This window comes from Intrasporangium zincisolvens, assembly GCF_034724055.1.
GTDB lineage: Bacteria > Actinomycetota > Actinomycetes > Actinomycetales > Dermatophilaceae > Monashia > Monashia zincisolvens.
In genome coordinates this window covers 175313-188943 of the sequence record NZ_JAWIIL010000008.1, presented here as the reverse complement: position 1 = coordinate 188943, position 13631 = coordinate 175313, and the positions used below count along the sequence as shown (strand labels likewise).

Here is a 13631-nt window from a genome sequence, read left to right as displayed (position 1 = left end):
GGTGTTGTGAGCGGGTCACGGCCGCGATCGAGGCCCTCGACCGGCCCGTGGCCCGCGCTCAGGAGGGCGCGCTGGACGGGTCCGCGGACGACTCGCCGTCGAGGAGGGGCCTCAGGCCCAGGTTCCCGTTGCGCGTCCGGTAGGCGTGCAGGGGGCCGTCGCGACCGGGCACGTCGAGCGTCGGCAGCTCGAGGGACGCCGGCACCTCGACGGGCTGGGCCGCTCCCGCCCGCACGACGCGCAGGACACCGAGCACCCGTGCGGCCAGACCGCGGCGCGGGAAGGACGCCCGGACGGCGTAGGCCGACGGGCCGGTGACACCCGGCGCGGCGTCCGGGACGACGAGCGCGCCCGTGAAGGCGCCGTCGCGCAGCCGCGTCGCGCAGTCGGCGACGACGGCCGAGGTGTCGCGGTCGACGAGCTCGAGGCGCAGCGCCGCCGCGGGGCCGAGGCTCCGATCGCCGTCGACGACGACCCCCTCGAGGGCCAGACGCGCTCCCGCCGCGGTGACGGTGCGCGCCGACACGGTGGCGAGGTGTCGGCCCCGCACCGCCTGGGAACGGACGACGTCGGAGAGGTCGTGTTCGGGGCCCGCGGCGTCGGGGGCGCGGTAGGGCCACCACCAGCGCTCACCGCGCGACTCGAGCGGCCGGTCGAGGTGGCGTCGCCGGTAGGCGAAGAGGCACGCGGCGACCGCTCCCTCGGCCGTGCCGTCGACGAGCTCGCGGACGACGAGGCGGTAGGGCTGCTCGAGCCCGGCCCGCCGGTCGGCCGGCGCATCGGCCAGGTAGCCGCGGGCCGAGGCGACGAACGCCGACCGGTACGCCTCGTCGCGGGCGTCGAGGTCCTTGCCGTAGAGCGCGAGGTCGTGGCGGACGAACTTGTCGAGCTTCGCGGCAGCGAGGTCGGGGCGGCCCTCGAGGTAGGCGTCGATGGCCCGGTTGGCGGCGATGCGGTCGTGGAAGTTCGTGATCTCGTGGCGCCGGGCCGTGATCGACTCCTCGCCGGCCACGTTGTTGACGTACCAGAGGTAGACGGTGTCGGGCAGGGTCGCGATGCGACCGGCGCGCGCCCACAGAGCCACGGTGAAGGGCTGGTCCTCGTAGAGGATGCGTTCAGGGAAGCGAATTCCCTCCTCCAGCAGGAACGCCCGCCGGATCACCTTCGCCACGGCGATGGTGTCCTGCCAGAGCGGCGACCCGGGGACGAGCGGCTCGACGGGGCCGGAGACGTACTCGGTGGCCGGCAGGGGAGTCGTGCGCCCCGTGCGCTCGTTGAAGCGGGCCACGCCGCCGACGGCGACGTCGGCGTCGCGGGCCACGGCGAGGTCGGCGAGACGGCGCAGCGTGCCCGGCAGGTACTCGTCGTCGCTGTCGCAGAAGGCGATGTAGGTGCCCCGGGCCTCGGCGATGCCGAGGTTGCGGGGCGCGCCCGGCGCCCCGTCGTTGACCCCGCGGTGCACGACGCGCACGCGCGGGTCGGACGCCGCGAGCCGGTCCGCGACCGCGCCCGTGTCGTCGGTCGAGCCGTCGTCGACGACGAGCACCTCGATGCCCGCGCCGTCACCGGACGCAGGACCCGCCGAGTCCCACGCCGCCAGCGCCGAGGCCACGGCACGGGGGAGCCGCTCGGCGTCGTCGTAGACGTTGGAGATGACGGTGAGCAGCGGGGCGGACGCGTCGGGCGATGCGTCGGGGGAGGCGTCTGGGCCGTGGGCGGGAGCCGCGTCAGGGCACACGTCGGGGCCTTCCGGTGGGTGGGGCGGCCACCCCTGCGGGCGGCGCGGCGCCCCATCGTAGCGAGGCGGGGTGTGCGCCACCTCCGCACGCGGTGAGAGGCCACCGAGAGAGGCCGCCGAGAGAGTCCACCGAGAGAGGCCCGGAGAGCGGCCGGCGAGCACGTCGGGTACCACACGGTGGGCTCCCAGCGCACGTTCGGCGGGCCCAAGGTTGGTGCGTTACGTTGGGCGACGTCCATCCCCGGCCCGGACGGCGCCCTCGCGCGCCCCGCGGCACGCGAACGAACCGGCGTTCTGCCGGCAGAGAGCACGGAGCAGGCCTTTGGCAGCACCCGACGCAGCGAGCCCCGCGATCCTCGGCGGGGTGACCGAGGCGACCCCGTCCGGTCACCGAGAGCCGGCGGCCCCGGAGCGACCGGCCGACGCCGGCCCGCGCAAGGACATCCAGGCCCTGCGCGCCATCGCCGTGACCCTCGTGGTGGTCTACCACTTCTGGCCCAACCGCCTCACGGGCGGCTACGTCGGGGTCGACGTGTTCTTCGTCATCTCCGGCTTCCTCATCACGCTGCACCTGCTCCAGCGGCCGATCCGCCGCCTCTCCGACCTCTTCGCCTTCTGGGCCCGCCGCGTGCGCCGGCTCATCCCGGCCGCGACGCTCGTGCTCCTCGTGACGCTCGGGGCCAGCCTGCTGTGGCTGCCGCAGACGGTCCACCAGCGGGTCGCGAACGAGGTCATCGCCTCGGCGCTCTACGTCGAGAACTGGATGCTCGCGCTGACCTCGACCGACTACCTGGCCACCGACCAGCTCCACTCGCCGACCCAGCACTACTGGTCGCTGTCGGTGGAGGAGCAGTTCTACATCCTGTGGCCGGTCCTCATCGGGCTCGCCTTTCTCGTCTGCCGCCGCCTCGGGCGCTCCTTCCGGTTCGCACCCCTCGGCGTCATCCTCGTCGTCAGCGGCGCCTCCCTCGCGTTCTCGGCGTGGCTCACCCAGGACGACCCCGCCTCGGCCTACTTCGTGTCGACGACGCGCATCTGGGAGCTCGGCGTCGGGGCTGCACTGGCCGCCGCCGTCCACGCGGGGCTGAGCCTGCGCGGCGCGCTCGTCAGGTCGGTCCTGCTGTGGGGTGGCCTGGCCGCCATCGCGTGGTCCTCGTGGACCTTCACCGGTGGCACCCCGTTCCCCGGTGTCGCGGCCCTGCTGCCGACCGTGGGCACCGCCGCCGTCATCGCGGCGAGGTCCGACGACCTGCGCCCGGGGCCCTTCTCGCTGTGGTCGCGGCGCCCGGTCCAGTGGCTCGGCGACGTGTCGTACTCGGTGTACCTCTGGCACTGGCCGGCGATCGTCATCATCCCGTTCGTCCTCGACGACGACAACGTGCGCTGGTGGCAGAAGCTGCTCCTGCTCGGGCTCGTGCTGGTGCTGTCGGCCCTGACGAAGCGCTGGGTCGAGGACCTCATGCGCTTCACGCCGCGCATCGCCCGGAGCACGAAGCGCTCGTTCGTGCTGCTCGCCGTGTGCCTCGCGGCCTCGCTCGGCGCGGCCGGCATCGCCCACGTGGCGATCGCGCGTGCCGACGCCCAGACCTCCGGACCGATCCCCACCGGGGCCTCGTGCGTCGGGGCGGACTACTTCCGCACGGCGTCCTGCGCAGGGCGCCAGGTGGCGATGCTGACGAATCCCTCGCGGGCCGCCAAGGACAAGCCGCAGGTCTACGCCGACGGCTGCTGGAACGACCGACCCTTCACCAGCCGGAAGGTCTGCAGCTACGGTCCGTCGTCGACGCCGGTCCGGATCGCCCTCTACGGCAACTCCCACGCCGGTCAGTGGTTCCCGCCGCTCGAGCGTCTCGCCCGGGAGCGGGGGTGGCACATCGACACCTACCTGGCCTCGGAGTGCTACGCCGTGGATGCGCCGGTCTCCTTCAACCCGCCGCAGCTGACGACCAACTGCCAGGCGTACAACCAGTGGGCGCAGGGTCGCATCAGGTCCGGCGGCTACACGCTCGTCGTCATGGCGAACCGCACGTTGCAGCCCCTCGTGGGTGTGCCCGCGGCGCGCAAGACCGCCGTTGCCGAGGCGTCCTACACCCGTGTCGTCAACTCGTTCCTCCGGTCGGGGCTCAAGGTGCTCGCCATCCGCGACACCCCCAACGCGGGGCACAACGTGCCCGACTGCCTCTCCCGGTACGCCGACACGCCGGAGCGGTGCGACGCGCGCCAGTCCACGGCGATCGAACCGGATCCGCTGGCCAGCGCCGTCTCGAGCGGCGGGCTGCCCCACGACCGTGTGCAGCTGCTCGACGCGACCGCGCTGCTCTGCAACGAGGGAAAGTGCCCCGGCATCATCGGTGGCCTCATCACCTTCTTCGACCACGGGCACATGACCGAGAGCTTCTCCTCGACGCTCTACCCCGAGGTCAAGCGGGCCGCGCAGTCGATCCTCGGCTCGAAGTTCTGAGTCGCCGGGGCCTCAGCGCACCCTGATGCGCAGCGAGTCGGGCAGTCCGTAGAACAGCTTGTACCGCGTCCCCCACGGCTCGAAGGCCGGGTCGCCGGCGTGGAGCCACAGGTTGCCGCCGGGCAGGTGCTGGAGCGTGACGGAGGTGCGGCCCTGCTCGACCGCCGTGTGGGCCGCGGCCTGCCGCAGCGCCGACGCGGTGTCGATCGCGGAGTAGACGCCGAAGCGGATCACGAACACCGTGCCGGCGAGGGCGAGCGCGCCGACGAGGACGGTCGCGGACCACCAGAGCCCGAAGCCTCGAGCCGCCTGCGCCGCGAGGTTCGCGACCGCGACGAGCAGCAGGACGTAGGAGGGGACGAAGCAGCGCGGCCCGAGCGGCGTCACCACGAGCAGGGGGAGCAGGACGACGACGAACGAGAAGGCGACCAGGAGGACGAGCGGCCGGCTCGCGGCGTCGCTGACCACGGCGGCCAGCCCCAGGGTCGCGAGCAGGGCCACGAGCGCGACCGGTCCCACCGTCGCGGCCGCGGCGGCGGTCCGCGGCACGAGGAGCACGACGGCCGCCGTGCCGATACCGGCCACCACGGCCGTCAGGGCGAACAGGACGCGTGCGGCGCCGTCCGAGCGCCGAGCCCGGTGGACCGCGAGGACGGCGACGAGGAGCAGCAGGACGGTGTTGAGCGTCGTGTTGAGGACGACGCCGTACGGGGCGATCGCCGTCTCGACGGCGCTCACCATCTGCTGGGTGCGGCCCCCGGAGCCCGAGCCGATCTTCTGGTAGGTGTTGCCGCCGGTGAAGGCCCGGCGGTAGGCGCCGTTGGAGAACATCGCCGCGGCACCGAGCAGGGTGCCGGCGACGATGCCCCACAGCGGCAGCAACAGCCGCCGGCGACGGATCGCCACCAGCAGGGCCAGCACCGCCATCGCCAGCAGGTAGAGCGTCACGTGCTCGATGAACAGCTGCCCGACGAAGGTGAGCACCAGCAGGCCCGCCGCGGTGAGGGCGGGTCGGCGCCACTCACCCGGTGCCCGCTCCAGGCAGGCACGGAGCGCGACGAGGACGGCGAGCATGGTGAGCGTCGCCAGGGCGTAGTTGCTGAAGCCGGAGGTCCACACGACGCCCTGGCGCCACACCTCGGCCGGCATCGACAGCAGGAGCGCGTACACGAGCGCGTAGCCGGTCAGGGTGCGGAACCGGGCGAGGTGGAGCACGAGCAGGCTGATGCCGGCCACCGTCGCCGCCATCGTCACGGCCACGAGCGCGCTCGAGCGCGTCAGCACGAGGACGGCGAGGTTGCCCGCGTACCGACCGTTGTAGTCGGCGAAGAAGGTGGACAGCCGGTCGAGACCGATCTGCGATCCCCAGGCCCAGTCGTCGCCGCTGTACGGGAAGAGGTTGGCCAGCGCCAGGAAGCTGACGCCGATGAGGGCGAGCACCACGACCTCGGCGATGCGCGGCAGGTCGGCGGTCAGCAGTGACCGGTAGGAGGGCCGGGCGCCGAGGCGTCCAGCGAGCCCGGTGGGCGCCTCAGCCGTCGTCACGCACGGTCCCCATCGTGCTGAGCGCCTCCGGCGACTCGATGTCGTCCCGGTGCGCCTTGACCATGAGCACCTTCCCGAGCAGGTAGGAGAAGGGGATGGCGCAGATGCCCGCGATGAGCGGCGCCAGGCGCTCCGACACGTGCGCGAGCTCGACGAGGGCCACGACCCCGACCGATGTCGCGAGGACGTTGGGCAGGTTCGAGACCGGGAAGAGCGCGTACCGGCGCCACGTCGGCCGTACGTGGTAGGTGAAACGGCAGTTCATGAGGAACGAGAACGTCATGGCGACGAACCAGCCGATGAGGTGCGCGACGAGGTAGGGCATCAGGCCGACGAGCAGCAGGTAGACGCCGTAGTACACGCCGGTGTTGAGGACGCCGACGATCGAGAAGCGCACCAGGGGGCCGAGGTGCTCGCGGATCAGGGCCTTCACGGGACGCGGTGCTCGATCTCGGTCAGCTCGACGACCTCGGGCTCGGCGTCGAGGGAGCCGTCGGCGGCGACGTGGAACATCCGCGGGCTCGCGGCCTCACCGCTGCTGTCGTAGGACAGCAGGTAGATGGGTCGACGCTTCGTCTCGTTGAAGATGCGCCCGACGTACTCGCCGATGATGCCGAGCGTGATCAGCTGCACGCCGCCGATGAGCGAGGTGATGGCGATCGTCGTGACGTAGCCCGGTGTGTCGACGCCGTTGAACACGGCACCGACGAGGATCCAGGCCGCGTAGGCGACGGTGAGCAGGACCACCGCGGCCCCGGTCCAGATCGCGAGTCGCAGGGGCTTGGTGTTGAAGGACAGCAGGCCCTCGAGGCCGTAGTTGAACAGCGAGCGCATCGTCCAGCTCGACTCGTCGCGCTCGCTGAGCACGTTCTCGTACTGGATCTCCATCTGGGGGAAGCCGACCCAGGCGAACATGCCCTTGGAGAAGCGGTGCGCCTCGCCGAGGCCCAGCAGCGCGTCGACGCACCGGCGGCTCATGAGCCGGAAGTCGCCGGCGCCGTCGGCCAGCCGGACGTCCATGAGGCGGTTGACGGTGCGGTAGTAGAGGCGCGAGACGTGCTTGCGCACGACCTGCTCCCTGGCACGGGTGCGCCGGGCGATGACCTGGTCCCAGCCCTCGGCCGCGTACTCGATCATCTCCGGGATGAGCGCCGGCGGGTGCTGGAGGTCGGCGTCCATGAGGATGACGTAGTCGCCCCGGGCGGCACGCAGGCCGGCGTACATCGCCGCCTCCTTGCCGAAGTTGCGGGACAGGCCGAGTGCGCGGACGCGCTGGTCGGAGCGCGCCACCTCGGCGGCGATCGCGCGGGTGGCGTCGCGGCTGCCGTCGTCGATGAGGATGAGCTCCCACGAGCCGACGTGGCCCTCGAGCTCGCGGACCACCGACTCGTGCAGTGATCGGAGCGTCTGTGCCTCGTTGTAGCAGGGGACGACGATGGACAGTGTCGGCCCCATCCCCCCGTTCCCCTGATCGTGCATGCGGCCAAAAATACACTGGTCGCCCCCAGGGCCCGAAACGTCGGCGTGGCGTACACCCTTTGTCCGCCCGGCGACACCCGTCCCGGCTATGACACAGGTTACTCTCGGTAGCCTGCGACGGCGTGGCTGGCTAGGGTCGGGGCATGAGCACCTTCGACCACGACGTCGTCGTCATCGGATCGGGGTTCGGGGGGTCGGTCGCGGCCCTGCGCCTGGCCGAGAAGGGCTACCGCGTCCACGTCTTCGAGGCGGGTCGTCGCTTCGAGGACGACGACTTCGCCCGGACGAGCTGGGACGTGCGCCGCTACCTTTGGGCGCCGCGCCTCGGGTGCTTCGGCGTGCAGCGCATCCACCGGCTGCCCGACTGCCTCGTGCTCGCGGGAGCCGGCGTCGGCGGCGGGTCGCTCAACTACGCCAACACGCTGTACGTGCCCCCGGAGGCGTTCTTCCGCGACCGGCAGTGGGCGCACATCACCGACTGGCAGACCGAGCTCGCCCCGCACTACGCCACCGCCCAACGGATGCTCGGCGTCGTCACCAACCCGTGCGAGGGCCCGGTCGAGGCGCTGATGCGCGGGGCCGCCACCGACCTCGGCGTGGCCGACACCTTCCGCAAGACGCCAGTCGGCGTCTTCTTCGGCGAGCCCGGTCGACGCGTCCCCGACCCGTACTTCGGCGGTCAGGGCCCGGAGCGCACCGGCTGCACGCAGTGCGGCAACTGCATGGTCGGCTGCCGCGTCGGGGCCAAGAACACCCTCGTCAAGAACTACCTCGCGCTCGCCGAGCGACGCGGGGTCACGGTCGAGCCGCTGCGGACCGTCACCCGGCTGCGGCCGCTCGACCCGACCCGCCCCGAGGAGGGCTACGCCGTGACCACCGTCCGCTCCGGGGCGTGGGGACGGCGTCGGGCCGGCGAGCGGACCGTCACCGCCGGGCAGGTCGTCGTGGCGGCCGGGGCCTGGGGCACCGCCCAGCTGCTCCAGGCGATGCGCACCGACGGGTTGCCGCACCTGTCGAGCCGGCTCGGGCACCTGACCCGGACCAACTCCGAGGCGCTCGGCGGCGCCATGACCCAGCGGGTGCCGCGCGGCGCCGACCTGACCCAGGGCGTGGCCATCACGTCGAGCTTCCACGTGTCCGACACGACGCACGTCGAGAACGTCCGCTACGGCAAGGGCTCCAACCTCATGGGGGCCCTCGCCGTCATGCAGGTCGACGGGGGTGGACGCGTGCCGCGCTGGGCACGCTTCCTCGGCCAGGCCCTGCGGCACCCGACGATCTTCGCGCGCTCGCTGTCGAGCCGTCGCTGGAGCGAGCGCACCGTCATCGCGCTCGTCATGCAGTCGAGCGACAACTCGATCACCGTGAGCCGAGAGCGCGGCCCGTTCGGCTGGCACCTCACGTCGCGCCAGGGCCACGGCGAGCCCAACCCCACCTACATCCCGGAGGGCAACGAGGCCGTCCGCGCCATGGCGCGTCGGCTCGAGCAGGGCACCGGCGAGCGGGCCTGGCCCGGCTCGTCGATCGGCGAGGTCCTCGACATCCCGATGACGGCGCACTTCCTCGGCGGTGCGGTCATCTCCGACTCGCCGCAGACCGGCGTCGTCGACCCGTACCACCGGGTCTGGGGCTACCCCGGCCTGCACGTCGTCGACGGCGCCGCGGTGTCGGCCAACCTCGGGGTCAACCCCAGCCTGACGATCACGGCCCAGGCCGAGCGGGCCATGTCGCTGTGGCCCGCGGCCGGCGAGACCGACCGCCGCCCGGCGCAGGGAGAGCCCTACCGGCTCGTGCCCGCCTGACGCGTCGGGCCGACCCCGCACGGACGGGCCCACCCGGGTGGAGGAGGAGGCCGGGTGGGCCGATCCGTGCGTCCCGACGAGGTCGGGCGATCGAGGGGGAGGGAGGACGTCGCGGGCCCGCCGGGGGTGGGTGGTGCGGACCCGCGACGCGTGCGGGTGGGGCCGTCACCCCTCAGAGACGGCCCCACCCTCGGTGCGCGGGCTGGCAACCGGTCGAGAAACAGCCCTGCACCGTGCTGACCAACGACCGCTGGGCGGCGGGGTTACGCCCCTTCGTCAGCAATTTCCGCAGATTTCTCCGACGCCGTGACGAAGTGCCGTCGAACGCGCTCAGCGAGGGGCCGGCTGGGGCTCGTCCCGCCACGACCGCCAGAGGGCGGCATAGGCGCCGTCGGCCGCGAGCAGCTCCTCGTGCGAACCGATCTCGCTGATCCGGCCGTCCTCGACGACACAGACGCGGTCGGCGTCGTGGGCGGTCATGAGCCGGTGCGCGATGGCGACGACGGTGCGGCCCTCGACGACGGCCGCGAGCGACCGCTCGAGGTGTCGCGCCGCGCGCGGGTCGAGCAGCGAGGTGGCCTCGTCGAGGACGAGCGTGTGCGGGTCGGCGAGCACGAGCCGCGCCAGGGCCAGCTGCTGGGCCTGCGGCTCGGTGAGCCGGTGGCCGCCCGAGCCGACGCCGGTGTCGAGCCCCTCGGGCAGGGCGAGGGCCCACTCGCGGGCGTCGACGGCGGCGAGGGCCTCGAGCAGCTCCTCGCGCGTGGCTCCGGGTCGGGCCAGGCGCAGGTTGTCCTCGAGGCTGCCGACGAAGACGTGGTGCTCCTGCGTCACGAGTGCGACCTGGCCACGCAGCTGGGCCAGCTCGAGGTCGACGAGGCGCACGCCGCCGACGTCGACGCGGCCCTCGCGCGGGCCGTCGATCCCGGCCATGAGGCGCCCGAGCGTCGACTTGCCGGCGCCCGAGGGGCCGACGATGGCGAGCCGCTCACCCGGTCGCAGGTCGAGCGAGACGCCGCGCAGCACGTCGCGACCCGAGCGGTAGGCGTAGTGCACGTCCGCCACCTCGAGGTGGTCGTCGGCCGGCTCCTCGCCGGTGGCGCTGCGGTCGGGCGGCACGTCGGCGATGCCGATGACGCGGGCGAGCGAGGTGGCGCCGACCTGGATCTCGTCGAGCCAGGAGATGAGCTCGTCGAGCGGCCCGGCCATCTGCTGCACGTAGAGCGCCACGGCGGTGACGGTGCCGGCGGTGACGACGTCGCGCGAGATGAGCCAGCCGCCCCACGCCAGCGTCACCGCGACGGGGAAGAAGAAGGCGAACTCGACGGCGGGGAACCACCGCAGGCGCAGGCCGAGCGTGTACACCTCGGCGTCGTAGCAGTCGTGCAGGGCGGCATCCATGCGGCGGCGCCGACGTGCGCTCAGGCCGAGCGCGTCGACGGTGCGGGCTCCCTCGGCCGACTCGGTGACGACGCCGTTGAGCACCGCGTACGTCGCGCGCTCGCGCAGGTAGCCCTCCGGGGCGTACCGGAGGTAGCGACGCGTCGAGACGACGAGCACCGGGATGCCGACGACGATGGCGAGGGCCACCTGCCAGCCGGTGAGGAACGCGGCCACGACGGTGATGGCGGTCGTGACGGCGCCGACGAAGATCGAGGGCACCCCGAACCGGATGACGTGCGAGAGGGCCTCGACGTCGTTGGTCGTGCGTGACACGAGGTCGCCGGTGCCGGCGCGCTCGACCGTCGACAGCGGCAGGCCGACGACCCGCTCCATGAACTGCTCGCGCAGCTCGGCGAAGACGGTCTCGCCCATGACGAACGAGGCGCGGCGGGCGAACCACGTGACGACGGTCTGCACGACCACCGCCCCGGCGATCCACAGGGCGAGCCGGTCGACGACCTCGACGCTCCGGCCGTGGCTGATCTCGTCGACGAGCAGGCCGATGACCCGGGGCGCGACGAGGGAGGCCACGGCGGCCACGGCGTGCAGCCCCACGACGGTGGCGAGGGCCCGGCGGTGGCGGCGCAGCAGGCCGCGGGTGTGCTGCCGGACCGACGCGGTGTCGGCGACGGGCAGAGCCTTGGTGGTGGTGGTCGGGTTCGCCTGCGGCGCAGCGGTGGTGGCGGTCGACATCAGTCCTCCTCGCCCCGGACGACGGTGCGTCGGTAGCGCGGGTGGTCGGTCATGAGCTGCTGGTGGGTACCCGTCGCGACGGCCCGGCCGCCCTCGAGGAAGACGACCTCGTCGGCGCGGTCGAGCAGCAGGGGGCTGGCCGTCATGACGACGGTCGTGCGGCCTGCGCGGGCCGCGCCGAGGCGTCCGGCGATGCGTGCCTCGGTGTGGGCGTCGACGGCGCTCGTCGGCTCGACGAGTACGAGGGTGTCGGCGTCGGTGAGCAGCGCTCGGGCCAGGGCGAGCCGCTGGCGCTGGCCGCCGGAGAAGGCGCGACCGCGCTCCTCCACCTCGCTGTCGAGGCCGTCCGGCAGCGCCTCGAGGACGTCTTCGCCGCTCGCGACGCCGAGCGCCTCGAGGAGCGCGGTGTCGTCGTGGGCGCCGAGCGGGTCGAGCTCGTCGCGCAGCGAGCCGGTGAAGAGGCGGGGGTCGGTCTCGGACACCACGATGCGCGAGCGCACGTCCGCGAGCGGCGCGTCGGCCAGTCGCGTGCCGTCGAGGCGGGCGTCGGTCGCGCGCGGTCCGAACCGGCCGAGCCGGTCGGCGAGGGCGGCGGACTCCTCGGGTCGCGCCGACACGACGGCGGTGAGCACGCCGGGTCGGACCGCGACGCCGCTCGTCGGGTCGACGAGGCGGGCCGGCCCGTCGGGCAGCGGCCGCAGCTCGCCCGTGGCGTCGGTCTGGTCGGGGGTGACGCGAAGGACGCGGAGCAGCTTGTCGGCGCCGATGTGGGCGCGCGTGGCCCGGTCGACCATCTCGGTGGCGGTGCGCAGCGGGATGACGAGGAAGGCCGTGTACCCGTAGAAGGCCACGAGCTGTCCGGGCGTGATCTGGCCCTCGATGGCGAAGCGGGCCCCGAGCCAGACGACGACGAGCACGAACAGCCCCGGCAGCAGCACCTGCGCCGCGTCGAGGGCGGCCTGGTAGCCGGCGACGCGGTTGCCGACCACGCGGACCTGCTGCGACTGCGTCGCGTACCGGCGCAGGAAGGTGTGCTCGCCGCCGATGCCGCGCAGCACGCGCAGGCCCGCCACGGTGTCGGCGCCGAGACCGATGAGCGTGCCGGCCTCCTCGCGCTGGGCCAGCTGGCGGGCCTGCAGCGGGCGCACGATGAAGGTGAGCGCGCCGACGAGGACGGGCACGCCGATGAGCACGACGAGCCCGAGCGGCTTCGAGGCGTCGAGGAGGATGAGCGCGACGACGACGTAGGACACGACGGCGCCGGCGAACCGGGCGCTGACGTCGTAGAGCCCGCCGATGCGCATGGCGTCGGAGCTGACCGTGGCGACGACGTCGCCGGTGGGCACGGCTCGCGTCAGGGCCTCGCCGGTGTCGGCGGCCTGGTGGCCGATGAACTGGGCCGAGCGGAAGGCGCCCTGCAGCCAGTTGGCCACGGCGAACCGGTGCCGGACGGCGCCCGAGGCCGCGCTGATGACGACGAGCCCGACGAGCGCGCCGGACCACAGGAGCAGGGCCCGGCCGTCACCGCCGATGATCCCGTCGTCGATGGCCTTGCTCATCGCCGCGGGGAAGAGCGCCTGGCTGACGAGCCAGATGACGCCGAAGAGGACGCCGAGCAGGAGCGTGGGCACCTGGTAGGTGGCCAGACGCCGGAGGTACGCCGTCGGCGACGACAGGTCGGGGGTCCGGGGACTGGCATCCGGCAGCGCGATCACTCGCTCCACTGTACGGAGCGACGCGGGCGCCCTCACGCGATTTTCGGTCGGGCCGAGAACCCCTGTCCGACAGCGCAGCCCGACGCCCCTGACTACCGCGCCCCCCTCCCTGTCGATCGAGTGAGCACTGCGTCCCACGCGTCACAGGTCCTCTGTGTGACGGGTGGGGCTGGGTGCTCACTCGACGAAGAAGACGGGATGACGAGCGGGTGGCGACGGATGGGTCAGTGGGTGGGGTCCCAACCGGAGCGCTCGAGCGCCTCGGACAGCTCGTCGACCTCGAGGGTGTCGCGGTCGACGCTGCCGTTGCGGTACNGTGGGTGGGGTCCCAACCGGAGCGCTCGAGCGCCTCGGACAGCTCGTCGACCTCGAGGGTGTCGCGGTCGACGCTGCCGTTGCGGTACGACGCGCGCCCGACGAGGTGCGCCGACACGGGGGCGGTGAGGAACTGCGTCGCGCCCACGAGCAGGAGGGTCGTGACGGCGGCCCAGGTGCGCAGCGTGAGCGCGAGCCCGAGGAGCACGACGAACAGGCCGAGCGTCTGCGGCTTGGTCGCCGCGTGCAGCCGCGACAGGGTGTCGGGGAAGCGCGCCAGGCCGATGGCGCCGGCGAGGCAGAGGAACGCCCCGAGCAGCAGGCACACCCCGCCGAGCGCGTCGAGGGTGGACAGGAGCCAGGCCGGGGCGGTCACGACGCCTCCTGCGGGTCTGTGGTGTCGGTACGTCCGGTGGCGCCCGTGCCTCCGGGGGGTTCGGCGT

At 73.2% G+C, this 13631-nt stretch carries 8 protein-coding genes and 1 pseudogene; 2 read left to right on the top strand and 7 right to left on the bottom strand.

Annotated elements, in window-relative coordinates; translation table 11 throughout:
• Nucleotides 1–58: 58 nt before the first annotated feature.
• Nucleotides 59–1738, bottom strand: coding sequence for a glycosyltransferase family 2 protein (locus RY076_RS18865; RefSeq protein ID WP_323100760.1), 1680 nt, complete (start codon nucleotides 1736–1738; stop codon nucleotides 59–61).
• Nucleotides 1739–2102: 364 nt separating this feature from the next.
• Here RY076_RS18865 and RY076_RS18860 point away from each other — a divergent pair, with 364 nt between their 5' ends.
• Nucleotides 2103–4199: an acyltransferase family protein gene (locus RY076_RS18860; protein ID WP_323100759.1), complete on the top strand. Its 2097-nt coding sequence runs from the start codon at nucleotides 2103–2105 to the stop codon at nucleotides 4197–4199.
• A 12-nt stretch (nucleotides 4200–4211) separates the two neighbouring features.
• On the opposite strand, the gene RY076_RS18855 is transcribed toward RY076_RS18860, so the two are convergent.
• The 3 genes from RY076_RS18855 to RY076_RS18845 are packed head-to-tail and all read right to left on the bottom strand — an operon-like array spanning nucleotide 4212 to nucleotide 7223.
• A complete protein-coding gene (locus RY076_RS18855; protein WP_323100758.1) occupies nucleotides 4212–5744 on the bottom strand; it encodes a DUF6056 family protein in 1533 nt (510 codons plus the stop codon).
• Nucleotides 5731–6177, bottom strand: a complete 447-nt coding sequence (locus RY076_RS18850) for a GtrA family protein (protein WP_323100757.1) — start codon at nucleotides 6175–6177, stop codon at nucleotides 5731–5733. The genes RY076_RS18855 and RY076_RS18850 overlap by 14 nt, the downstream gene beginning before the upstream one ends.
• Nucleotides 6174–7223, bottom strand: coding sequence for a glycosyltransferase family 2 protein (locus tag RY076_RS18845; protein WP_323100756.1), 1050 nt, complete (start codon nucleotides 7221–7223; stop codon nucleotides 6174–6176). The genes RY076_RS18850 and RY076_RS18845 overlap by 4 nt, the downstream gene beginning before the upstream one ends.
• 143 nt (nucleotides 7224–7366) lie before the next feature.
• Between RY076_RS18845 and RY076_RS18840 the strand changes: the two genes are divergently transcribed.
• Nucleotides 7367–9025, top strand: coding sequence for a GMC family oxidoreductase (locus tag RY076_RS18840; protein ID WP_323100755.1), 1659 nt, complete (start codon nucleotides 7367–7369; stop codon nucleotides 9023–9025).
• 330 nt (nucleotides 9026–9355) lie between these two features.
• On the opposite strand, the gene RY076_RS18835 is transcribed toward RY076_RS18840, so the two are convergent.
• The 3 genes and pseudogenes from RY076_RS18835 to mnhG all read right to left on the bottom strand — a co-directional run.
• The gene (locus tag RY076_RS18835; RefSeq protein WP_323100753.1) at nucleotides 9356–11158 is read right to left on the bottom strand and encodes an ABC transporter ATP-binding protein; all 1803 of its coding nucleotides are present in this window, start codon (nucleotides 11156–11158) and stop codon (nucleotides 9356–9358) included.
• Nucleotides 11158–12873: an ABC transporter ATP-binding protein gene (locus RY076_RS18830; RefSeq protein ID WP_323100752.1), complete on the bottom strand. Its 1716-nt coding sequence runs from the start codon at nucleotides 12871–12873 to the stop codon at nucleotides 11158–11160. Before RY076_RS18830 ends, RY076_RS18835 begins: the two co-directional genes overlap by 1 nt.
• 349 nt (nucleotides 12874–13222) lie before the next feature.
• Nucleotides 13223–13564: pseudogene (gene mnhG / locus RY076_RS18825) on the bottom strand (monovalent cation/H(+) antiporter subunit G); the annotation flags it as partial.
• Between the last annotated feature and the right edge of the window lie 67 nt (nucleotides 13565–13631).